Genomic DNA, 23,290 nt, shown 5'->3' with positions numbered 1-23,290 from the left:
AAGCGGTTGCAAAGGTAACAAATAATTCTGAAAGAAAAGAAATTAAAAGTGTTAAATGTTAAATTCAGGGCAAAATTTATACCGAAGGTATGTCTTGCAGCTTAAAAACCACGCCCAAAAGGCATTTGTCTCTTAACTTCTCTCTAACTACCCTAACTTGTCTCTAACTTCCCTTAACTTCCCTAACTTCCCTTAACTTCCCTAACTTCCCTTAACTTCCCTAACTTCCCCACATGCGAAAGTTAAGTATAATACATTTAGGCACGCACGTGTTCTATATTTTCCATACGCACACTGCACCCTGCATAGTTAAAGATTCTTAAATAAAAAAAACGATATTCTTTGAAAAGACAGCCGAAACTGCTACCAACTATATCGTGGACTACTGGCAGGATGGTGAGGAAAGCCAAAATGTGGGATGACTTCGCCAGAAAGGTAAGCGCTTAAACCGTGAATATCGGCAAGAACAATCAGATGTTCTGGACCTCAAAAGTATGGGTGAAAGTGCGTGAAAACAGAGTAGATTCGGAACACTGGAGAGATGCTGCCCTCTGGTGCGATATAGGCAAGAAGGGATATATCAGGAACGAACAGTTTGATAACAGGTGCGCCTTCGGACCGGGTACAACCTTCTGGTTTCCAGCAGGTACAGGAACTAAGGTTTCCCTCATGTCGTATTTCAAGATTACCACAACGACGATAGACGATTCTGTTCCTATGCTCGACAGAGAACGTACCAACATCGAGAGAAAGAAGGTGGGATTACCTTCACTCGAAGAAGAGGAGAAGGGATCTGGAACCTATATGTATGTCTATACACTTGCCACGAAGAATCCAAATCTCCGTCCTGCTATCAAGATTGTAGATGAACAGCCCGTTCTTCTACAGCCATCGGAAAAGAACAATACCTGAGGACGTAAAGGTTTATGCTGCAACAGCAGTTGAGACCCAGGATTCAACGGCCATCATCAAGAACTTAACAATGACGCTGACAGAAGTGGATGTCATCAAAGTCATCAATGCCAACAAGGGATATGTGGTGTATGGACCTGTTGGTACCTATGCCTTCCACCCCACTTCCCGTGAAAGCAATGAAGCTACCATCCTGAAGGGTAACCCAACGTCGGAATATATATCTTCCGACAACAACAACGGTTACGTCTTGTCATACAAGAGTACCTGGGGATTAGGTTTCTACAAGTACACAGGCTCGCAGTTATCGCCTTACCGTGCGTGGTTGCCACAGAACATGGTGAGCAAGAGTAATAGTGAGAATCTGGCTTTGGGCAAGCAGGCCATCCATCTGGTCTTTGCCAAAGGCACTTCCGTTATTCTCCCTCCTACTATCCAGGGAGACCAGAAAGAAGAAAAGCTCTTCAACCTCTCTGGCCAGCCAGTAGGCAAAGCCGCCAAGGGGCTTGTCATCAGCCGGAAGAAAGGAAAGTTTATCAAGAGATAAATCAATTCTTTAGCTTATTGCTCCAATAAGCTATTGGGAAACAGACAAAGAGGGTGTGTCATAAAATTATGACACACCCTCTTTGTCTGTTGTATACTATTGATATGTTGTTGGAAAAGATAGTATATGTTTTTAAGATATATAGCTTCTCTGGCCGCACAACAGCTGTTGTGCGCTTGCATATCAGCTGTTGCGCGCTCGTACATCAGGTGATGTGCATGCGGTGGTCAACAGTTATGCACCAACTGTATCTAAGCTTATGACACGGTCTTTTTTACGACCATTGTTGAACCACCGGCTAAGGTTAAGTTCTTATTTGAAGAGCCCGAAGAGTTCAGCATCTATCAGATCGGTCACCTTACGGAAGTCTTCAGGATTCTCACCAAACTCCAGATTGTCACCATCAACGATGATGAGGCGACCCTTGTAACTCTTGATCCATTCTTCGTAACGGTTGTTCAAGCCCTGGAGGTAGTCGATGCGGATACTCTTCTCGAAGTCTCTGCCTCGCTTCTCAATGTGCTTGACAAGCGTTGGAATACTACTCTTGATGTAAATCATCAGGTCTGGGAGCTTCACCAGACTAATCATCAGATCAAAGAGATCGGTATAATTATCGAAATCCCTATCGCTCATCTTACCGAGGTCATGAAGATTAGGAACGAAGATGCGGGCATCCTCGAAGATAGTACGGTCCTGTACGATGGTCTGTTCTGAACGGGCGATTTCCACGACATCATGGAATCGCTTGTTCAAGAAATAGATTTGAAGATTGAACGCCCAGCGTTCCATATCCTGATAAAAATCAGCCAGATACGGATTATTATCTACCGGTTCGAAGTTTGCCTTCCAACCATATCTTTTGGCAAGCATCTTGGTTAATGTAGTCTTGCCGCTACCTATATTTCCTGCTATTGCTATATGCATCTTTTTTTACTTTTTTACTTTTAGTTTTGGCTTGGGGACCAGCGATGGAATCGCTGGGAATGGGGGCACAAAAGGGGGATGGCGCTTTTTACCCTTTTTACCCTTTTTACCCTTTTTTACCTTTTTACCCTTTTACTTTTTTACCTTTAAGAAAAGAGGCCGAAGAGCTTGGCATCAATCTTATCGATGATGTCACCAAACTGCTTGGGGTTGTGCTCGAAGTCGAGATTGTCTACTTCCACAATGAGCACATTGCCGGTATATTTGTTCATGATGAAATCTTCGTAGAGATTGTTGATACCTTCCAGATAATCCAGAGGCATCTTCTGCTCATAATCACGACCGCGCTTCTGGATATTCTTCACGAGGTGAGGAACTGAAGAACGGAGATAAATCATCAGTTCAGGCATCTCTACCACTTCCATCATCGACTCGAAAAGCTCCATATAAGTCTCGTAGTCGCGCTGGTCCATGTTGCCCATCTTCCGGTTGTTGGCTGCAAAGACATATACACCTTCGAAGATGGTACGGTCCTGGATGACCGTCTCCGTACTGTGCTGGATTTCGAGCAGATTCTTGAATCGCTGCTTGAGATAGAACACTTCCATGTTGAGTGCCCATCGGGGGATGTCCTTGTAATAGTCATCGATATAGGGGTTATCAGCCACGGGCTCCAAATACTTCTTCCAGCCATAGTGTTTGGCGAGCATCTTGGTCAACGTGGTCTTACCGCTACCGATGTTTCCTGCTATTGCTATATACATTTATTTTGAAAGAATAATTTACATTTAATATTTAATCATGGGGCTAGCGCCCTGCATTGACTGCAAAATTACAACAAATATTTGGGATAAACAAAAAAAGTCCCGCAGATTTCGCAAATTACGCCAATTATTATCCATATAGAATAAAAAACAGCATAATCTGCAAACTGCGGGATCAACTTATAAAATCAACTATTCATTCAGATGTGTGTTTCTGTCTAATAGTCTCGTTCGATGAGTTCGAGACACATACGGGAGTTATGGTAAGGACATTTCCAGAAACCAGCCTTATCATCCTCCTTGTTCACCGTACCATCTTCCAGTATAGCCCAGTGCCACTCACCGTTCTTGGCGTCCAGGAGATGCTTGGCTACATAGTTCCAGCAGGAGATGGCAACCAGAAGATTCTCTTCGGTGCAGAAATACTGGTAGAGGTCGATATGGCCGATGATGTTCTCGCACTGCACCCACCACTGGCGCTGGAGATCATACTTATCTCCATCTTTCCAATGCTCGTAAACCATACTGCCATCCGGACGCAAACCTTCATCGGCAGCATCGGCTATACGACGGATGATGTGCTCTATCTTATGCAGCAATACCTTATCGCCCAGAACAAGAGCGGTTTCGTGGAGCAGCCAGGAAGCCTCGATATCATGACCATAACTCTCGATGTTGCGCTTGCCCTCCCACTCGTCATTGAAGAAGAGGTCGAGGTGATAAGTCTCCTTGTTCAGAAGCTTATCGGTGAAGATATCGAGCAGATTACGGATGCTCTTCTCCAGTTCCGGAGTCTTCCAAACACGATAGAGGTTGGTGTAAGGCTCGATGATATGGAGATGGGTATTCATGGTGCGGGAACCATTCTCGTCCTTATCCGAGAGACGCATGTCGGCAATCGGATTCCACTCACGGGTCAAGGCTTCGATATAACCATTGTTCTCGGCATCAAAGGCATGCTTCTCGATGTCATGATACAAGGAGATAGCGATATCCAGTGCCTCCTTGTCGCCTGTTGCACGGGCATACTCTGAGAAACCATAGATGGCAAAGCCAATGGCATAAGTCTGCTTCTTGGTATCGAGCGGATTGCCCTGATAGTCAACGCTCCAGTAGATGCCGCCATATTCCTTGTCCAGGAAATGATCACGCACATACTCCTTGGCACGGGTGGCAGCCTCAAGATATTCCGGCTTCTTCAACACACGGTAGGCAGCAGAGAACGCCCAAAGGATGCGGGCATTCATCACAGCACCTTTCTCTGCTTCAGGGTGTACCTGGTCATTACCATCTACACGTCCATAAAAGCCGCCGTTTTCTTCATCTTTCACCTTGTCAATCCAATACTTGAGGATGTTGTTCTCCAGGACATCCTTCATCGTTTCTTTCAAGTTTTCCATTTTTCAAGTGATTATCAGTTGTACATCATTCTACTTCTTGATAGGGAACTTCCATGACAATACCATCAACAGGAAGGCAATGACAGCAGGGAAGAGTGAGAACAATGACCATACCATCGTGAGCACAGAGTCGGTGACACTGGCTGGGTCGATCATCGTATTACCCATCTTATCTGTAATCATGTTGGCACCTGCCCAACCCAGGAAAAGGGCGATAAGAGAACCGGAAATGGCGGTACCAAACTTCTGGCTCATCGTACCGGAAGAGAAGATAAGACCCGTAGCTGATGTTCCGAAATGCTCGGTATGATAGTCGGCTACATCGGCATACATTGACCACATCAATGGCGAATAGATACCGATACCCATAGAGGTAAGGATAACGATAACTATCATCACCCAGATATACGACGGATTCATCGGGATGAAGAAAAAGACAACAGAAAGAACCAGACAGAGAGCTGCAGCCCAGAAGAATGCCATGCGCTTGCTGCCTACCAGACGGGTGAACCAAGGAGATACACCACCGAAAATCATACAGGTTACTTCACCGAATGCCATGAAAACGGTATAGTTGATAATCAATCCCTCGATGGTTACATTGCCATGCAGACAGTAATCAAACATATAGCCAGCTACGGCATAGCGGAATCCGTTGAAGAAGTTGGTGCACACGGCGATGGCTGTCATATAGAGCCAAGCCTTATTGTGAACTAGGTCAGCAAACTGCTTGAAGGAGAATTTCTCAGCACGCTTTGGCTTGAGACGTTCCTTGGTGAGGAGTCCACAAGCCAAGGTCATCACGGCAGCAATGATACCGAGTACGGCACCAATGACTGCATACTGATGAGCAGCATTTCCACCTACCATCTTCTGGAGATATGGGAAGGAAAGCAAGGTAGCAAAACCCATCGCATAAGCTCCCACCATACGGAAAGAAGAGAACTGGTTCTTCTCATCATCATCTTCGGTCATCACACCAAGCAATGAACCGTAAGGCACATTCACCATAGTATATACCGCCATCATCAGGAGATAGAGGGCATAAGCATAGATTCGCTTGCCTACAGGACCGAAGTCTGGCGTGTAGAGCAAGAGGGCGAATATCAATCCGAAAGGAATGGCACCATAGATGAGCCAAGGACGATAGGTGCCGAAACGGCTCTGGGTACGGTCAGCAAGACTACCCATCAACGGGTCGGTAACCACATCGAACATACGAGCCACAAGCATCAGCACCGCAGCATCGGCAAAAGAGAGTCCGAAGACGTTGGTAAAAAACAGAGGAAATGCAATAGACATCACCTTCCATACGATACCACCGGCAGCAGCATCACCGAGTGCATAAGCAATTTTTTCTTTTATACTAGCCATTGTTTTACTTTGAACTTTTAATTTTGAACTTTGAACTGTACGAAAAAGGGATTCGCCCCTCGTACATGTTTATAATACGTACGAGGGTAAAGAATCCCTACAATCTTAATACCTATGAAAAAAATTACTTATTTAATGTTTCCTTATTCTTTGCAACCAAAGCCTTGATCTTCTCTACTGAGAACTGAGTGCGATAGTCGTCCTTTGGTGTATTCATGCAGTAATCAACCAGACGGTCGATGGTAGAAGTAGCTACATGCATACGTGTATCAGAAGACGCATAGTAGATGAATACCTTGCCATCCTCATCTGCAATCCAACCATTGGTAAAAACAACATTCATCACATCACCGATATACTCAGGACCTTCCGGTACGAGAAGGTATCCACCTGGCTCTGCAATCACCTCTGTAGGATCCTCAAGAGATGTCATATACATATAGAGCACATAACGGAGACCGCTGGCACAGCCACGAACACCGTGAGCCAGGTGCAACCAACCCTTATCTGTCTTGATAGGATGAGGACCCTCTCCGTTCTTCACCTCCTGAATGGTATGATAATGACGGGCATTGATGATCTTCTCTTCCTTGATTTCAGCATGGGTGATATCATCAACCAATGCCCAGCCGATACCACCGCCTGAACCTGTATCGATGAAACCATCCTGTGGACGGGTATAGAAAGCATACTTGCCATCAACGAACTCTGGGTGGAGAACCACATTGCGCTGCTGACTCTTGGTCTTCAAATCAGGAAGACGCTCCCAGTTTACCAAGTCCTTGGTACGTGCGATAGCAGCTGTTGCTGTTGCAGCACTGAGGTCACCTGGCTGATCATCATCATGACGCTCTGCACAGAACACGCCATAGATGTAACCATCCTCATGAGCGGTGAGTCGCATATCATAGATATTGGTAGCAGGAACCACATTCTCTGGCATGGTGATAGGCTCATCCCAGAAGCGGAAATTGTCGATACCGTTAGGACTCTCTGCTACAGCAAAGAAACTCTTGCGGTCAGCACCCTCCACACGAACAACGAGGAGATACTTTCCGTTCCACTTGATGGCACCGGAATTGAGGGTAGCATTCATCATGATGCGCTGCATCAGATATGGGTTACTCTTTTCATCGAAGTCGTAGCGCCACTCCAATGGTGTATGTTCTGCGGTAAGGATAGGGTTCTTATACTTCTCGTAGATACCGTTTCCCCACTCTACCGGTTCATTCTTACGGCTCAGCAATTCCTCATGATGAGCACGGAGAGCCTTCACTTTTTCTTGAAATGTTGTCATAATATATCTTTTTTTACTTTTTTACCTTTTTATTTTTTTACCTTTACAATGTCTTTGACAAAAAGGACTTTCTTTTCGTTCTTGAATGCCTTGAAGTCATTGACGATGGCTCCATCACCTACTCCAGGGAGATAAGCTTCCTCCTGAGGTTTGTCCCAAGCATTGCGCCAGAAGAGAACGTAGCTCAACTGATACTTCTGAAGTACTGGCCAAAGAGTCTGGGTGAACCAGTTCTGCTTCTGCGAAATGCCTCGGCATCCTGTCTCGGAGAGCGCAGGAATCTTGTTGATTTTCTGGGCAGCCTGCATCATCACATCCAATGTCTCGGTAAGATTCTTCTGATAGGTGGCATCATTGTTGTCAAACTCATAGATGTCAACGCCTACCAGATCAACGAACTCATTACCCGGATAACGCTCCAAGAAAGCATCAACGTTCTTCTCGTCTCCCAAGTTTGGCGACCAAGCCCATACGATGTTGTTACACCCTGCTTCAGTAAGTCTGTGATAGGTTTTTGCGTAAAGTTGGTTGTATTGCGCAGGTGTACAACTATTGGCTCCCCACCAGAACCATCCGCCATTCATCTCATGCCACGGACGGAAGATAACGGGAACGAGTTGTCCTTTCTCATTCTTCAACGAGAGGATGAAATCTGATACTTTCTTGAGCCATGCATCAAACTTCTGCTGCTGAGCACCTCCGTCAAGAACAGCAGCTACGGCATCCCCCTTCGGATCCCATGCATTCTCTCCTGTTGCCGGATTCCATGGATGCCAACTCAAGGTTACGATACCGCCACGTTTGTGCTGTGCCAGAATCTCCTTTCTCATACGGTCGAAAGGAACGCCGTCGAGATTTTCCTTGCTGTCGAGTTCTATCTTACCGAGGTCGAATCCCATCACTGCAGGATAGTCGCCCGTAGTGAGGAGCACGTCGCTCTTTCCTTCATCCCATTTCCAGGTGGTACCATACACCGGGTCATCCTGATGACCCAACATGATACCTTTGCTTAATAATTTCTGCAACCGAGTCTTCAGCTGTCCTGCAGGTGTTTTGCTGCAATCTTTCTTGCCTTTGCAGCAGGATGTATTAGCAGCCTGGACTGATGTACCAGTGACACCGTTCACCTGAGCCATAGCTCCCTGCATCGCCAGCAGACAAGCTGCACTCAATAAATATTTCTTCAATACCATATCTTTATAATATTAAGTGTTAAATGTGAAGTTATTAGCATTTGAATTGGCTTTCCCTTCTGACGCCGAACGTTGTTTCTTCACTCTTCGTTCTTCACTCTTCACTTTCGAAGCTGCGCTTCGATGAATCGCTGCCATTCATCCCACTGCTCCTGATACCAGAAATGTCCAGTCATCTGATAGAGACTCAAGGTCTTAGGAGCCTTTACGCTATTGTAAAGTCCGTAAGATGATGTAGGAGGAACCACCTCGTCATTATATCCGAAGCTATACCAACCCGGACAAGTGATGCGACGGGCGAAGTTGGCACCATCATAATAGCGGGCTCCTTCGAGGCGCGCCTTCTCCAAATCAGTCAGTTTCTGCTCTTTCCAGGCAGCACCCTGTGCCTTGTCTTCCTTATAGAAGTAGTGTGGCCAACCGCCAGCAACTCCGTGAATCTCAGCCTCATAATCGCACATAGCATCATGAACAGGAGCCAGAAAAGTGATGCGCTTATCGAGAGCTGCCACAGCGATAGAAAGGAATCCACCCTGTGAAGAACCGGTCACACCGATGGTCTTGCCATTCCATTCTGGAAGGGAAGCGATATAATCCACACCACGGACTGCACCGGTTACGACTCTCTTATAAGAGTTGCGGTTCGGATTTTCGAGATTGGTATCCCAGTAACCATTCAGTTCACCATTGGCAAGATCATCATATACCTTCTGCTCCATGGTAACAGGAACACCGTGAATACCGATTTCGAGCACGATGCACTCAGCAGGAGCTGTATAGGTATCGCCAGCATAAGGGCGGACACCGGCACCAGGAACACGGAGAAGAGCAGGATATTTACCTTCCTTGACCGGAACACTCAGGATGCCATACATCTTAGAGCCCCAGCGGTTGTTGTTATAGCTGATTTCATATACATTCTTATCCTTGGTGCAACGCTCTGGAAGGAGCACCTTGGTAGGATTGAGGTCATTCTGTCTTGCCTCATCCAATGCCTTCTTCCAGAAAGCATCAAAGTCTTTCGGTTCCTTGGCAAACGGCTGGATCTTTTCTGGAGAGAAACCTGCAGTACAAAGTCCCTCATAATTCTTGCCATCTACATGAGCTATCACCTTGAAGCGATAGAAGCCCGGCTGCTTGAGCGCCCCACTCCATTTCATGGTTCCGTCTTTCAGCACAGCACTCTTCTTCACTTCCGGAAACATTGCCGGACCAGCTTCGTAGTCTATCTTGACGTTATCGAGAAGCGTTCCGCTTTTTCTCACATGGACGGTGAAGTTAGCTTTCTCACCTACCTTGTAGTTCCAATTCTGATGATCAGGAGTAACCGAAACCACAATGTTGTTGCCTCTGATTTGTGCGCGAAGGTTCAAAGAACCCAGCGCACTTATCAGAACACTTATAATTATTAACTTAAAAACCTTTGCATTACTATTCTTCATTTTTATGTCCATATTGTTAGTTACACAGTCAAGTTTTACGGTTGCAAAGTTAAGGATATTTTTCGACAAACCCATGTACTATTTTGCCGAATAAACGTACTTTCATTTCAAAGAATAAAAAAAATGCAAAAAAAGCACAGGTAACTACATGAACGGTATTCTTTTGCAAATCTATTTCCTACATTTTAGAAGATATACCTACACCTATTTCCTGATATATATAATATAATGTACGCGAACCTTATAATATATAGAGATTTTATACGTTGTTACAACAAGATTGGCACAGAAAAACCTCTTTTCTTAACACAAGTCAAGCAAACCGTAAATAAAATGTAAAACATACACTCTACAGCATGCAGAGACAAGAAAAAATGCATCATATCTGCCATAAAGCAGAAAAGTATCAGTAATCAGCAAAATAGGTACAAGGTTTTCAGCAAAAAACTGTTATCTTTGCACCGGAATACGAAAGTAGCCTAAAAGATAAGAAATTACAAGAATAAACAATATAAAAACAATCACAACAATGAAACAAGAAAAGGCAACCTAGAGCAAGCCTCTTGCTTTCCTCCCCATCAAGATGTATGGGCAAAGGATGAACCAGAGAGCGATTATCCGTTTGGGATCTCCTCCAAATGACGAGAGCATCTTCGAAAAAGAAGTGTTTGAAGATGAACTGCTCGACAGGCAGAGGAAACGCCAAACTGTTTTAACCAACTAACAAAAAGTTTATGAACATCAAAAGTAGAGAAAAGTTGCTTGCTGGCGTAGCTGCCCTGAGTTTTCTCGGCATCTCTCCTCAGCAAACTTTCGCAGCCCAGATCACAACGAGCCAGGCTGTTCAACAAGCAAAGAAGATTACAGGTAATGTTACCGATGCAATGGGTCCTATCATCGGTGCTACCGTAAAAGTTAAGGGCACCAAAAATGCCGTTGTCACAGATATGGACGGTAACTACACGCTGAATGTAGCTGCCGGACAGACCGTTGAAGTATCCTACGTAGGATACATCGCCAAATCATTCAAGGTGGGCGGTCAGAACAAATACAACATTACTTTGACCGAAGACAACAACAGTCTTCAGGAAGTAGTGGTTGTAGGTTATGGTACCATGAAGAAGAGCGACCTCGCCGGTGCTTCCGCTTCTATGGACGAAAAGACATTGAAACAGACTCCTATCACCAACGTTGACCAGGCTTTCCAGGGAAAGATTTCAGGTGTGAACGCTGTCCAGACTTCCGGTCAGCCAGGTTCTGCCGTAGCCGTTAGCGTGCGTGGTATCGCTACTATCAACGCCAACTCAGAGCCATTGTACGTCGTAGATGGTGTCATCTTCAATTCTCAGAGCAACAGCGGTTCATCACTCGGTTTGGGTGACAAGCTCGGTAATGGTTCTCACTCAGCCGTATCTCCATTGTCTTTGATCAACCCTAGCGATATCGTCAGCATGGAGGTATTGAAGGATGCTTCTGCCACCGCTATCTATGGTGCCCAGGGTGCCAATGGTGTCGTGTTGATTACTACCAAGAAGGGTAAGGCTGGCGAAGCTAAGTTTACCTATACCGGTAGCGTAGCTGCAAGCCGTCAGAACAAGCGCCTGGATATCATGAACTTGCGCGAGTTTGCAGAATATTACAACGACCTCGCCAACCAGGGAGAAATCTCCAAGCCAGACCCAGTATATAGCGACCCTTCTATCCTCGGTATCGGTACCAACTGGCAGGATGCTATCTTCCAGACCGCTTGGCAGCAGTCACACCAGATTGCCGCAGAGGGTGGTACTGATAAGGTAAACTACTATATCTCAGGCAACTGGACAGACCAGGACGGTACCATCATCGGTTCTGAATTCCAGCGCTACTCTATGCGCGTAAACCTCTCTGCACAGTTGAAGAAATGGTTCAAGCTCGGACTGAATGCTACCTATTCAAAGACATCAGAGAGCTTGAAACTGGCTGACGGTGAAGAAGGTTTGATCAACTACTCATTGACTACACCTCCAGATATCCAGATTTACAATATTGATGGCGGATACTCAAGCGTATCTAAGGAAGGATTCACCAATCCTAACCCTATCGCTTTAGCAATGGAAGATGATATCCTGCTCGACCGTCAGAGCCTGAACGGTAGTGTCTTTGCAGATATCACCCTGATGAAGGGCTTGACCTGGCACAGCCAGTTAGGTTTCGACATAGGTGCATCCAAGGCTGACACCTACAGTCCTATGATAGACCTCGGAACCTGGAAGCGTCAGAGCAACCAGAGCCGTCTGCAGAAGAACAGCAATACCTTCTGGTCATTGAACAACTATCTGCAATATTCTACCAATATCGGCAAACATAGTATCACTGCCATGCTCGGTCAGGAATGCTGGGAATCAAAATATGACTATCTGGCATTTCTCAACACCCAGCTTCCTAACGATGTAGTTCACAACCCAGCATTGGGACAGGGTGACCCTAAGCCTAACGCAGGATGGGGTAGTTCATCTATGGCTTCCTTCTTCACCCGTGAGACTTACAACTACGACGACCGTTATCTCGCTACCTATACCTATCGTTATGATGGTAGCTCAAACTTCGGTCCTAACAACCGTTGGGCAGGTTTCCACTCATTGGCTTTGGGCTGGCGTTTCACCAACGAGCAGTTCATGAAGGGCATCAAGTGGTTGAGCAACGGTAAGTTGCGTCTCGGTTGGGGTCAGACAGGTAACTCCAATATCGGTGGTTACAAGTGGGGTTCTGCCATGAGTACCATGGATACAGCCCTGGGTACCAGCTTCCGTCCTGCCAACCTGAAGAACCTCGACATCAAGTGGGAGACTCAGGAGCAGTGGAACGTAGGTCTTGACCTCGGTTTCTTCAACAGCCGTGTGAACCTGACCGTAGACTGGTACAAGAAGATGAGCAAGGACATGCTGATGCAGCTCAACCTGCCTTCTATCATGGGTACCAGCGGTAATGCATCTTCAGCCCTCGCTGCACCATACGGAAACTATGGCGACATCGAGAATACCGGTCTTGAGATTGCCCTCAACACCCACCCTATCGTCACCAAGGACTTCGACTGGAGTTCAGACGTCACCATCTCTATCAACAAGAACAAGTTGAAGAGTCTTTCCGGCAGTACCGCATTGCTCGGTAAGGGACAGTGGAGCGACGTTGTTTCCCGTTCTGCACCAGGTGAATCACTCTACAACTTCTACGGTTACGTAGTAGAGGGAGTATATAAGGATTACAACGATATCATCAGTTCTCCAGTGCAGACCCTGCAGAAGAACAACCCAATCTCTGTAACAACAGATGCAGATGGCACCAAGCACTATGCATGGATTGACGATCCATCTAAGTTCAGCCGCAGCAACACCACCTATGTAGGTGACTTGAAGTACAAGGATATCAACGGCGATGGTATCATCGACGAGAATGATAAGACCAACATCGGTTCTCCACTCCCTAAGTGGACCTTCGGATGGAACAACACCTTCCGCTACAAGAACTTCGACCTGAATATCTTCATCAACGGTTCTGTAGGCGCCAAGGTAGCCAACTATCTGAACATGAAGATGACTCACATGAACTCTCCATGGAGCAACCAGTTGAAGGATGTAAACAAGCGAGTTCACCTCGTAGCCAAGGATGGTAACCAGACTGGTAACTGGTATGACAACATCTCTAATCTGACCGTTGACAATCCAAACTCGATGTACCCACGTGCATCCATCAACGACCCTAACGATAACGACGCATTCAGCGACCGTTATATCGAGGATGGTTCATACCTCCGCTTGAAGAGCATGGCTCTGGGATACACATTCGACCAGAAGCTTATCCAGAAGATTGGTCTGACCAATCTCCGACTGACTCTCACAGCGTCTAACCTCTTTACCATCACCGGTTACAGCGGTTACGACCCAGAGGTAGGTCTCTCTACTCAGAGTGCGAATGTATATGGTCTGGACTTCGGTCGCTACCCTTCTCCAACCACCGTTACATTTGGTTTGAACTTATCATTCTAATATCCAAAACGAACAGTTATGAAATTTAAGAATATTAAATATACAGCATTTGTAATGCTCCTCGGTATGGGAATGACCTCTTGCAGTGACTTCCTTGACAAGCCAGTAGAGGACAATTACAACACAGAGAACTTTTACAACGGTGATGCAGCCTGCATCTCTGGCGTAAACTATCTCTCCAACTCACCTTGGTATGATTTCCAGCGTGGTTTCATCAAGATTGGTGAGGTTATGTCGGGTAATATGTATTGGGGTTCAAGCCCTTACATGAACTTCAGTACCAATGGTACCGATGAGGACCTGGTAAACATGTCTTACTCTCTCTGGGCAGAGATTGGTCACTGCAGCACTGTTTACGAGTCATTGCAGAAGGCAATCAACACCACAGAGAAGGTGAAGAACCAGTGTATGGGCGAATGTCTTGCCTGGAAGGCGATGGCATACTTCTATCTGGTACGTACCTTCGGTGATGTGCCTATCATCCACAGCAACTCAGAGACGCTTGGCAAGGGTGACTACAACCAGTTGAGCAAGGTAGAAAAGGCTGATGTATATGAGTATATCATCATGACCCTGGAAAAGGCGATGGAGCTTCTTCCTAAGGAAAAGAGCACTTCGGGTCGCATCGACTACTACTGTGCAGAAGGTCTGCTCAGTAAGGTTTATCTGACCAAGGCTGGTGTTTCAGGCTCCTTGAATCAGGACGATTTGAAGAAGGCAGCCGAATATGCCAAGGATGTCATCGAAAACTCAGGCAGAGGACTGATGGAGCACTACGAGGACATCTTCCGTGGCTCTAACCAGTTCTGCGACGAAATTCTGATTGCATGGCGCTGGACAGTAGGTACTCAGTGGACTTCTCAGAACACCCTCCAGAGCGACTTGGCTCCAGAAGGTTTCGATGAGAATGGTGACTGCTGGGGCGGTTGGGGCGGCCCATCGGTTGATTTGATGGAAGCCTTCGGTGTATCTCCTAAGGATGATCCAGCAAGCCGTGTAGATCCAGACCACCGTCGTAAGGCAACCATCATGATGCCAGGCGATGTATATTCTTACTTCTGGAGAGACCACGATCTTCCTGCCAATGCACAGAAGGACGGTCTGAAGAAGGGATTCTCTTACCTGGATTTCTGGTATAACAAGGGTTACAATGCAGCTGCAACTGGTCAGTGCCAGGGTCCTTGCGGTGGTAGCAACGTGAAGAACCTCTATGGTGACAACTATGACCACAAGGAAGAACTGGGCATCACTCCAACCCGTATGTCTAATGCTCTCCCTACTCCACTCCTCCGTCTTTCAGACATCTATCTGATTTATGCAGAGGCACAGGTACAGATGGGTAACAATACCGATGCACTTGCCCTGGATTGCTTCAACAAGGTTCGTGGCCGTGCATACGAGTGGCAGGGATTCGTAAGAAAGACCTCTCTTACATTCGATGACATCTGGAAGGAGCGCCGCCTGGAGTTTGCAGGTGAGGGTGACCGCTGGTATGATTTCGTACGCCGTGCATACTATGATGTAGACAGCTGCATCAAGGAATTGAAGGCACAGCGCCGCAATGCGATGTGGAACTGCGATGCAGTTTACAAGGCATACTACAACAGTGGTACATGGGACAACTCAGAAATGCAGTATGATGAGAATACCCCAGCACCTAATGTAACAGCCAGCAGCTTTACTTTGCCATTCCCTACAGAGGACGTAGCCCTGAACCCTAACCTGGGTAGCAATGCTACTCCAATCCATGTAGATGTACGTAACACATATAGTTATTAATCAATTAAGAGAATTTCATTATGAATATCAAGAATATAAATGGGGCTTTATTCGCCATGGCACTTGTTGCAGCCAGCGCAGGATTCACTTCTTGCGAGGACGAGCCAGACAAGTATGAAGTTGCAGGCGGAACTCCTACCATCGATTATGTTCGCCCTGTGGATGCTGCCAGCAAGGACTCACTGCTTACTGGTGCATCCCTCAACAATACCATCTGTATTGTGGGTAGAAACCTGAGAAGTGTGACCAAGATCAACTTCAACGACCAGTCAGCAGTCCTGAACACCAGTTACATGACGGACAACACCATCATCGTAACCGTGCCAAAGGCTATCCCTAACGAGGTAAGTGATAAGATCTACTTCATCACCAGCAAGCAGGACACCGTGGCATACGATTTCAAGACCATCGTGCCAGCTCCAACCATCCACAGCATGAGCAACGAGTGGGCAGCTCCAGGCGAGGAAGTAACTATCAAGGGAGACTACTTCCTGGATTACGACAACAGTCATCTGACTATCAAGGTGGGTGATAACTACACCATTCCTTACGAGGACCTGAAGATCACCCAGAACAGCATCCGCTTCAACATGCCAGAGGATATGCCTAAGCACGAGCCTATTACCATCACAACCATCAACGGTACTACCAAGGCTGGCTTCCGCTATATGGACAACCGCGGTATGCTCTTCGACTTCGATACTCCTTGGAAGGAAGGTGGAGAAGTGTTGGGCAACAATGGTTGGCACAATCGTACCATTACATCTGATGGCACATCACTTTCTGGCAACTACATGGTACTCGGTGAGACAGCCATGGGCGCAGACGGTGGCTGGAACGACGGTAACTTCTCGTTCGAGTACTGGCCAGGAAGCTGGCAGGACCCAGAGACCTACTCCAGCCGTCCACGTATGCAGGATCTTGCAGACTTCAGCGATTGGAAGAACATGAGCCTGAAGTTTGAGATGTGCATCCCTAAGGACAACGGTTGGTCGGCTGCACCTATGCAGATTTACTTTGGTAGCGTAAGCCAGGTTTCCAATGGTGGTGCAGGTGTACAGGATATCTATGGCAACGTATTGGCAGGAGCCAACAACACCTTCTTCCACGAGCAGGGTAAGTTGGCACGTGCCCTCTACATGCCATGGCAGAATACAGACGACAAGACATATAACACCGAAGGTAAGTGGGTAACCGTAACCATTCCATTGGCAGACTTCGTCTATGACTACGATGGCAACAAGGGATTGAGCTATACAGGTGTGAACGACTTCAGTGCCTTCAACATCTTTGTTATCAAGGGTGCATACAATGATGCCAGCGTATTGCCTACCGGTGTAGACTGTAACCCAATCATCAAGATTGACAACATCCGTGTGGTTCCAAACAAATAAACTTATAATCTGAATTGATATGAAAAAGATAAGCAAAATATTCGCTATGTTGGTGGTAGCCCTCGTAGGGCTATCGCTGACAGCGTGCAGCGACGGAGATGACCTCTCTACCGACCAGTATGGTAACGAGATTTCTCTCCAGTCATTCGGTCCATGCCCAGTGCTCCGTGGCGGTACCTTATATCTCTATGGTACCAATCTGGACCAGATTGAGTCTGTCAACCTTCCAGGTGCAGATCCTATCACCGCATACGAGATTCTCCAGAGCGGTTACAACAGCAAGATTTCCATCCAGGTTCCTGCCGAGAAATGCGAGCCGGGTCAGATTGTACTGAAGACCAAGAAGGGCGGCGAGATTACATCCGTATCTCCTATCACCTATCGTGAGGACATCGAAATCACCAAGTTCTTCGTAGGTAGCGAAGGTACTATGGTAGGTAATGTAGGCGATGTAGTAACCATCAAGGGTGATTACCTCAACCTGATGCACGGCGTTATCTTCGCAGGTAGCGATACCATCAAGGAGGCAGAGTTCGTAGGTCACGACCGCTATACCATCCAGGTGAAGATTCCGGCTGAGGCTCGTACAGGTGTCATCACATTGACAGATACCATCAAGGATGGTACCTCTCTGGAGACCAAGGAAGAGTTGACCATCAATACTCCTGAGGCGACTCCTATCAAGGACCGCAACATCAAGGCAGGCGAAATTCTCAGCATCAAGGGTACTTCATTCGACCAGATTGTCAGCGTGAAGTTTGAGGGCGCTACTGTAAATGCTGCCGACTTTAAGTCACAGAGCGTAGCAGAGATTACTGTTGCTGTTCCAGCCAAGGCTACAGACGGTACCTTCTATGTAGTAACCAAGAGCGGTATCGAGGTTCCTGTAGGCAACATCATCACCGTGGTTCCTACCCAACTCGTTGCAACACCTAACCCAGTGAAGAATGGTGCCGAACTCACCATCACCGGTAAGGATATGGATCTGATTACAGGCATTGCATTCCCTAATGCAGCAGCATCTCAGCTCAACAAGGTAGAGACAACCAAGGTAACTGCCACTGTTCCTGAGGATGCACAGGAAGGCGATATCACATTGAGTCTCGCCAACGGCAAGACTGTAACAGTAGCCTATACTTTGGTGAAGCCAACCGTAGCTTCTTGCACACCAGCAGCTATCACAGCTGGCGATAAGACCATCATCAAGGGTACAAATCTCGACCTCGTAGCAAGCATCACCTTCCCTGGCGATGTAGAGCAGACCGTTGAGAAATTTGCAGCTCAGAATGCCAATGCCATCGCAGTAACAGTTCCTGCAGCATGCGCCGGTACAGGCTTCAAGCTCAACCTGAAGAATGGTACAACCATAGAGGTGAAGGATGCATTGAGCATCAAGGCAGCTACCGATCCAGCTATCGCTTCTATCACTCCTGGAGAAGCTACAGCAGGTTCAACCATCACCATCACTGGCAAGAACTTCCAGAACATCCAGAACCTCTATATCGGTTCTTACAAGGTAAACCGCTATACCTCTCGTACCAATACTGAGATTGTATGCCAGGTTCCTGCCAATGCAGAAGTTGGTACCTACAAGATCGTGATGGAAGACCCAGACGGCAACAAGATTGAAGGTCCAGAGTTCAAGGTGGTTCCTGCAGAAAAGGATATCGCTACTATCACAACCAACATGGACAACAGCGCCATCAAGTATCCATACAACTTCACTTGGGATGACACCGGTCGTTTCCGTATCATGAAGGCAGACCTCATCAAGTTGGGTGTCAAGGTAGGTTCCAAGATGCTCTTCTATAAAGAAGCAGGAGCTACCGGTCAGGTTCAGATCAACAACGCCAACTGGGGCGGTATTGATACTGTAGCCGACTGGAATGGTGATCAGAGTTGCATTGTAAAGGTATTCGATGCAGCCATGATGGAAGCTGTGAACAGCATCTCTGACGGTTGGAGTGATACTGCATTCATCCTCCAGGGCGACCTGAAGAATGTAACCAAGATTGCTATCCTTCCATAAAATAGAAATATTTAACATAAAAAACGCATTTATGTGAAATATAATTTGTAAATTTGTGGCGTAGTTAATTAACTGCGCCACATTTTTGATTTTAACCAAAACATTAACCCGATATGAAGAAAATAGCATTATCCTTACTGGTAGCTCTCAGCTGCATCTCAGCCAAAGCTGCCGATGGCAAGTCGCTGTTTGTTTCATTCAACGATGGAAGCAGGATAGAGTTTGCACTGAGCACTCTACCGGAAGTGACCTTCGGGAATGACAAGATGACCGTGACTTCAACTGCCACTACTGCCTGTTACGAACTGTGGAAGGTTTCTACCTTCACCTATGGTACCACTACGGGCATCCAGCAAATTGAAGCCAACAGTAAGTTTGCCTTCGAAGGTGACCGCCTCATCGTAGACGGCACCCGCAACCAGGTGAGTGCCTTTGCTCTCGACGGAAAGGCAGTAAATCTCTCTCCGGTCATCGCAGGCGACAAGACCATCATTTCTCTTGATGGTTTAACCCACGGCGTATACATCATCAAAATCAATAACAAATCCATCAAAGTAGCAAGACAATGAAAAAGATATTACTCTCACTTCTGGCAGTAATGATTTCATTCACTGCCTTGGCACAAACTGATGGTGACAAGATTACCATCAACAATTCGGAAGGAAAGCAAGCTGAATGGAATCTGACTGGCGAAAGCAATACCATCAGCAGCATGAAGCACAATGCCAACAACCAACTGGAAATTTATGTGAAAGGCTTGGAAGAATTCGGTGCTTTCGAAACCTACGACATCAACAAGATTAACAATGTTGTCTTCTCTATCTATCACGAAAGCGAAGTAGGCGATGTGAATCTCGCTGACCCTGCTGCTACAGAAAAGACCAAGCGTCTATACAAATATCTGCAGCTGAATTATGGCAGCAAGACCATCTCTTCGGTCATCGCCTACGTCAACTGGAACACCCAGGAAGCAGACAAAATCTATAAGGCAACAGGCAAATATCCTGCCATGAACTGCTATGACTTCATCCATATCTATGTTCCTAAGCAGGGTTCCAACGGATGGATCAACTATAACGACATCACTCCTGTCACCAACTGGGCAGACCAGGGCGGACTGGTATCGCTGATGTGGCACTTCAACGTGCCTAAGACAGAAAGCACAGTTCCGGGAACAGATGGTAGCGGTGTGACCTGCACCCCATCCGAAACCACCTTCAAGGCTGCCAACGTATTGACGGCAGGCTCTTGGGAGAACAAATGGTTCTATCAGGAGATGGACAAGGTGGTGGAAGTTCTGCAGAAGTTGCAAGATGCAGGCGTCGTTGCCATTTGGCGTCCTTTCCACGAGGCAGCGGGCAATGCCTGTCTGAAATCAGGAGCCAGCTGGGGCAAGTCCTGGTTCTGGTGGGGATATGATGGTGCTGAAACCTACAAGAAGCTTTGGCAGACCATGTTCGACTACTTCCAGAGCAAGGGAATCCACAACCTGATTTGGGCTTGGACCACACAGAATTACAATGGCGATGTCAATACCTATGACAATGATGCCGAATGGTATCCCGGCGACAAGTATGTAGATATCATCGGCCGCGACCTCTATGGCTATGATGCTGTCAAGCAGGCACAGGAGTTCAAGGAGATTCAGGCACGCTATCCTGGCAAGCTCGTAGCCCTGGCAGAATGCGGAACTGATGATAAGAGCAACACAGCTACCGCCGGCATCGATGAGGCATGGAATGCCGGTGCAAAATGGAGCTTCTTCATGCCTTGGTATGGAAGCAGCATGCCATCCAACGACTGGTGGAAGGCAGCATTGAGCAGCAAGAACGTGATTACCCGTGACCAGGTAAACCTGAATGCCAACTACGTAGAGGAAAGTGCTGTGGATGCAGTAAAGAACATGGGCATCGGTACCAACTTCGGCAACTGTACAGATGTGGTTGCCATGTGGATGAACATGAACAGCAACTCGGTTACTGATTTCGAGAAAGCTTGGGGACAGGTTCCTACCACCAAACCGATGGTAGATTTCCTGAAGAAGAACGGTTTTAATTCTGTCCGCATCCCAGTTACCTGGTTCCAGCACATGAAGGAAGACGGAACCGTGGATGAAGCCTGGATGAACAGAATACAGGAAATCGTAGATTACGTCATTGATAACGGAATGTACTGCATCCTGAATGTTCACCATGATACAGGTGCAGACGATAAGGATGTGAAGCACTGGATCAAGGCTGATGAAGCCAACTACAAGGAGAACAAGGAGAAGTTTGAATATCTCTGGACCCAGATTGCCACCCGTTTCAAGAACTACGACCAGCACCTGGTGTTCGAAGGTTACAACGAGATGATTGATGCCGACAACACCTGGAATGCACCAAAGAGCGCAAGCAGCTATAAGGGTTTGAACGGATATGCCCAGAGTTTCGTGAATGCAGTACGTGCTACCGGTGGCAACAACGAGACCCGCAACCTCATCATCAATACCTATGCTGCAGCTAATGGTGACGACGTATTGAACAACCTCGCCATCCCTACCGACAAGGTGGATGGCCATATCGCAGTAGAAGTTCACACCTACTCACCATGGGACTGGTTTGCCAAAGGCAAGTGGGATGCTTCCTGCAGCAAGGAAATCGCTGATATGTTCACCCGTCTGAACAGAAAGTTCATCAGCAAGGGCATTCCTTGCATCATCGGTGAATACGGTACTCATGGAAGCAAGAGCGTCAGCAAGAACAGTTCTGCCAGCGAGATTCAGGCTGCTGCCGACCAGGCTGCCGACATCGTGAAGCAGGCAAAGGCATACGGCGTAGCCACCTTCTACTGGATGAGCATCTTCGACGGTACAGACAGAAGTGTGCCACAGTGGACCTTGCCTACCGTGGTAGAAGCCATGAAGAAGGCTTATAACGAATAAAAGAAGATGAGTATCAAATATTTATTATTGATTTTTGCAGCACTCATGGCTCTCTCATCCTGCGGTGAAAAGAAAAAGAAATCGTATGATGAGATTGCCATGAGCGGTCTTACTACCCGCACAGAGAATCTGAAAACCAACCTCAAGGCTTTCGCCAACAAGGGAACCCTCATCGGACAGATGTACGGCACCCTAAGCGGAATGGGATGGAACAGATGGGAATGCGATAGCGACCGCTGCGACATGAAGGCACTCTGCGGTTACCGACCAGCAGCCAACGGTTATGAACTGGACGGCATCGAGAGCGGAAAGCAGCAGAATGCAGACGGAGTTCCATTCAAGGCAATCCGGGAAGATGTGCTCAATCACTTCCGCAAGGGAGGCTTGCTCATCATGAACTGGACAATGCCGAACTACAACGGAGATGAAGACAAACTGGAAGAATACACCCAGCAAGTGGCAAAATATCTTGATACCTTGCAAGATGGTTACGGCATCAAGGCTCCGGTGATTCTCAATCTCCTTCCGATAGACGGCAAAGCATGGTACTGTCAGTTGAGTGCGGAAGATTACAGTAAGCTTTATCAGAAGATACAGGACTGCTTATCAGATGAGGAAGTAACGAATGTGGTTTACGGTTATTCGGAGACCTACCAGCCAGGCAAGAAACTGATGGAACGTTATCCAGACCACAATATTGATGTCATCAACATCACTTATCTCCAGTCTAAGGATGCCATCAATCTCCCCCTCTATCAGAAGAGTATCAAGGACATCGTGGCTCAGGCTTTGCCTTTTGCACAAGAGCACAACAATGCGTTTGGTATGACAACGGGCATCGAATCCATCGGTGATTCCAGCCTCTTCGCTGATATACTCCTGCCGGAACTTAAACAGCATCATATCGCTTACCTGATTTTCGGCAGAAACGCAGGAGAACCTATCAATGAGCATTACTACACTCCTTATCCTGGAGTTTCCAATAGTAAGACCCATGGTTTCATGGAGTTGGTAAACGATGAAGTGAGTGTGTTCCTGGAAAAGCTGAACGGCTTGTATCTGGAACATTAAGACGTAAAGAAACTGAAAAAACAAACGCAGGCAAAGTGGATTTGCCTGCGTTTATTTTTGCCTCACGATGGGTCTGAAAATGCGTCCCGACGCAGCAGTTACTACGTAAGTATCCGCTCAACTCCGTATTGCAAATCTCAAAATAATGTTGTACCTTTGCACGGCGGCATCATTTTTCTAATTTTGAGACAAGAATACGCAATTTAGCCCTCCATC

16 protein-coding genes are annotated in these 23,290 nt (G+C 46.8%); 9 read left to right on the top strand and 7 right to left on the bottom strand.

The annotated features are described in order from the left end of the window. Positions 1 to 450 precede the first annotated feature (450 nt). Both ACTQ53_RS13735 and ACTQ53_RS13730 read left to right on the top strand, forming a co-directional pair. Entirely contained in the window at positions 451 to 912 is a 462-nt protein-coding gene (locus ACTQ53_RS13735; RefSeq protein ID WP_441933554.1) for a hypothetical protein, read from the top strand. Continuing rightward, complete coding sequence (locus ACTQ53_RS13730; RefSeq protein ID WP_441933550.1) at positions 866 to 1,459, top strand: hypothetical protein; 594 nt, start codon at positions 866 to 868, stop codon at positions 1,457 to 1,459. The genes ACTQ53_RS13735 and ACTQ53_RS13730 overlap by 47 nt, the downstream gene beginning before the upstream one ends. A gap of 312 nt (positions 1,460 to 1,771) precedes the next feature. Here the strand turns inward: ACTQ53_RS13730 and ACTQ53_RS13725 are convergent, their stop codons facing one another. From ACTQ53_RS13725 to ACTQ53_RS13695, 7 genes are all read right to left on the bottom strand, one after another. Next, a complete protein-coding gene (locus tag ACTQ53_RS13725) occupies positions 1,772 to 2,386 on the bottom strand; it encodes a deoxynucleoside kinase (RefSeq protein ID WP_441933548.1) in 615 nt (204 codons plus the stop codon). A gap of 146 nt (positions 2,387 to 2,532) precedes the next feature. After that, entirely contained in the window at positions 2,533 to 3,150 is a 618-nt protein-coding gene (locus ACTQ53_RS13720; RefSeq protein ID WP_294970577.1) for a deoxynucleoside kinase, read from the bottom strand. Between the two features lie 218 nt (positions 3,151 to 3,368). Then, the gene (locus ACTQ53_RS13715; RefSeq protein ID WP_441933546.1) at positions 3,369 to 4,550 is read right to left on the bottom strand and encodes an AGE family epimerase/isomerase; all 1,182 of its coding nucleotides are present in this window, start codon (positions 4,548 to 4,550) and stop codon (positions 3,369 to 3,371) included. Between the two features lie 30 nt (positions 4,551 to 4,580). Further along, complete coding sequence (locus tag ACTQ53_RS13710) at positions 4,581 to 5,924, bottom strand: MFS transporter (protein WP_441933544.1); 1,344 nt, start codon at positions 5,922 to 5,924, stop codon at positions 4,581 to 4,583. A gap of 124 nt (positions 5,925 to 6,048) precedes the next feature. Beyond that, positions 6,049 to 7,221 (bottom strand): glycoside hydrolase family 130 protein, encoded by a 1,173-nt coding sequence (locus ACTQ53_RS13705; RefSeq protein WP_441933542.1) that lies wholly within the window; start codon positions 7,219 to 7,221, stop codon positions 6,049 to 6,051. 29 nt (positions 7,222 to 7,250) lie between these two features. Then, entirely contained in the window at positions 7,251 to 8,414 is a 1,164-nt protein-coding gene (locus ACTQ53_RS13700) for a glycoside hydrolase family 26 protein (RefSeq protein ID WP_441933541.1), read from the bottom strand. A gap of 101 nt (positions 8,415 to 8,515) precedes the next feature. Then, positions 8,516 to 9,856 (bottom strand): acetylxylan esterase, encoded by a 1,341-nt coding sequence (locus ACTQ53_RS13695; RefSeq protein ID WP_441933539.1) that lies wholly within the window; start codon positions 9,854 to 9,856, stop codon positions 8,516 to 8,518. A gap of 734 nt (positions 9,857 to 10,590) precedes the next feature. Here ACTQ53_RS13695 and ACTQ53_RS13690 point away from each other — a divergent pair. From ACTQ53_RS13690 to ACTQ53_RS13660, 7 genes are all read left to right on the top strand, one after another. Beyond that, a complete protein-coding gene (locus ACTQ53_RS13690; protein WP_441933537.1) occupies positions 10,591 to 13,878 on the top strand; it encodes a SusC/RagA family TonB-linked outer membrane protein in 3,288 nt (1,095 codons plus the stop codon). A gap of 18 nt (positions 13,879 to 13,896) precedes the next feature. Then, positions 13,897 to 15,657, top strand: coding sequence for a RagB/SusD family nutrient uptake outer membrane protein (locus ACTQ53_RS13685; protein WP_294970591.1), 1,761 nt, complete (start codon positions 13,897 to 13,899; stop codon positions 15,655 to 15,657). A gap of 20 nt (positions 15,658 to 15,677) precedes the next feature. After that, the gene (locus ACTQ53_RS13680; RefSeq protein WP_441933534.1) at positions 15,678 to 17,051 is read left to right on the top strand and encodes a glycan-binding surface protein; all 1,374 of its coding nucleotides are present in this window, start codon (positions 15,678 to 15,680) and stop codon (positions 17,049 to 17,051) included. Positions 17,052 to 17,070: 19 nt separating this feature from the next. After that, the gene (locus ACTQ53_RS13675; RefSeq protein WP_441933532.1) at positions 17,071 to 19,080 is read left to right on the top strand and encodes an IPT/TIG domain-containing protein; all 2,010 of its coding nucleotides are present in this window, start codon (positions 17,071 to 17,073) and stop codon (positions 19,078 to 19,080) included. Positions 19,081 to 19,193: 113 nt separating this feature from the next. Further along, entirely contained in the window at positions 19,194 to 19,649 is a 456-nt protein-coding gene (locus ACTQ53_RS13670; protein WP_264958812.1) for a T9SS C-terminal target domain-containing protein, read from the top strand. Beyond that, positions 19,646 to 22,003 carry a cellulase family glycosylhydrolase gene (locus ACTQ53_RS13665; protein WP_441933530.1) on the top strand — a complete coding sequence of 786 codons (2,358 nt, stop codon included), beginning with the start codon at positions 19,646 to 19,648 and terminating at the stop codon, positions 22,001 to 22,003. The genes ACTQ53_RS13670 and ACTQ53_RS13665 overlap by 4 nt, the downstream gene beginning before the upstream one ends. A gap of 6 nt (positions 22,004 to 22,009) precedes the next feature. Then, positions 22,010 to 23,074 carry a hypothetical protein gene (locus ACTQ53_RS13660; protein WP_441933528.1) on the top strand — a complete coding sequence of 355 codons (1,065 nt, stop codon included), beginning with the start codon at positions 22,010 to 22,012 and terminating at the stop codon, positions 23,072 to 23,074. The last annotated feature ends 216 nt before the right edge of the window (positions 23,075 to 23,290 follow it).

It is taken from the genome of Prevotella sp. Sow4_E9_plate (genome assembly GCF_052116205.1).
Classification (GTDB): Bacteria; Bacteroidota; Bacteroidia; order Bacteroidales; family Bacteroidaceae; genus Prevotella.
Note: the sequence above shows the minus strand (reverse complement) of the source record. Positions and strands in the feature narration are given on the sequence as shown.

Coding starts and splice junctions, on each gene's coding strand:
- ACTQ53_RS13730 (WP_441933550.1), top strand. CDS start 866: ATGAACAGCCCGTTCTTCTACAGCCATCGGAAAAGAACAATACCTGAG.
- ACTQ53_RS13725 (WP_441933548.1), bottom strand. CDS start 2,386: ATGCATATAGCAATAGCAGGAAATATAGGTAGCGGCAAGACTACATTA.
- ACTQ53_RS13720 (WP_294970577.1), bottom strand. CDS start 3,150: ATGTATATAGCAATAGCAGGAAACATCGGTAGCGGTAAGACCACGTTG.
- ACTQ53_RS13715 (WP_441933546.1), bottom strand. CDS start 4,550: ATGGAAAACTTGAAAGAAACGATGAAGGATGTCCTGGAGAACAACATC.
- ACTQ53_RS13710 (WP_441933544.1), bottom strand. CDS start 5,924: ATGGCTAGTATAAAAGAAAAAATTGCTTATGCACTCGGTGATGCTGCT.
- ACTQ53_RS13705 (WP_441933542.1), bottom strand. CDS start 7,221: ATGACAACATTTCAAGAAAAAGTGAAGGCTCTCCGTGCTCATCATGAG.
- ACTQ53_RS13700 (WP_441933541.1), bottom strand. CDS start 8,414: ATGGTATTGAAGAAATATTTATTGAGTGCAGCTTGTCTGCTGGCGATG.
- ACTQ53_RS13695 (WP_441933539.1), bottom strand. CDS start 9,856: ATGAAGAATAGTAATGCAAAGGTTTTTAAGTTAATAATTATAAGTGTT.
- ACTQ53_RS13690 (WP_441933537.1), top strand. CDS start 10,591: ATGAACATCAAAAGTAGAGAAAAGTTGCTTGCTGGCGTAGCTGCCCTG.
- ACTQ53_RS13685 (WP_294970591.1), top strand. CDS start 13,897: ATGAAATTTAAGAATATTAAATATACAGCATTTGTAATGCTCCTCGGT.
- ACTQ53_RS13680 (WP_441933534.1), top strand. CDS start 15,678: ATGAATATCAAGAATATAAATGGGGCTTTATTCGCCATGGCACTTGTT.
- ACTQ53_RS13675 (WP_441933532.1), top strand. CDS start 17,071: ATGAAAAAGATAAGCAAAATATTCGCTATGTTGGTGGTAGCCCTCGTA.
- ACTQ53_RS13670 (WP_264958812.1), top strand. CDS start 19,194: ATGAAGAAAATAGCATTATCCTTACTGGTAGCTCTCAGCTGCATCTCA.
- ACTQ53_RS13665 (WP_441933530.1), top strand. CDS start 19,646: ATGAAAAAGATATTACTCTCACTTCTGGCAGTAATGATTTCATTCACT.
- ACTQ53_RS13660 (WP_441933528.1), top strand. CDS start 22,010: ATGAGTATCAAATATTTATTATTGATTTTTGCAGCACTCATGGCTCTC.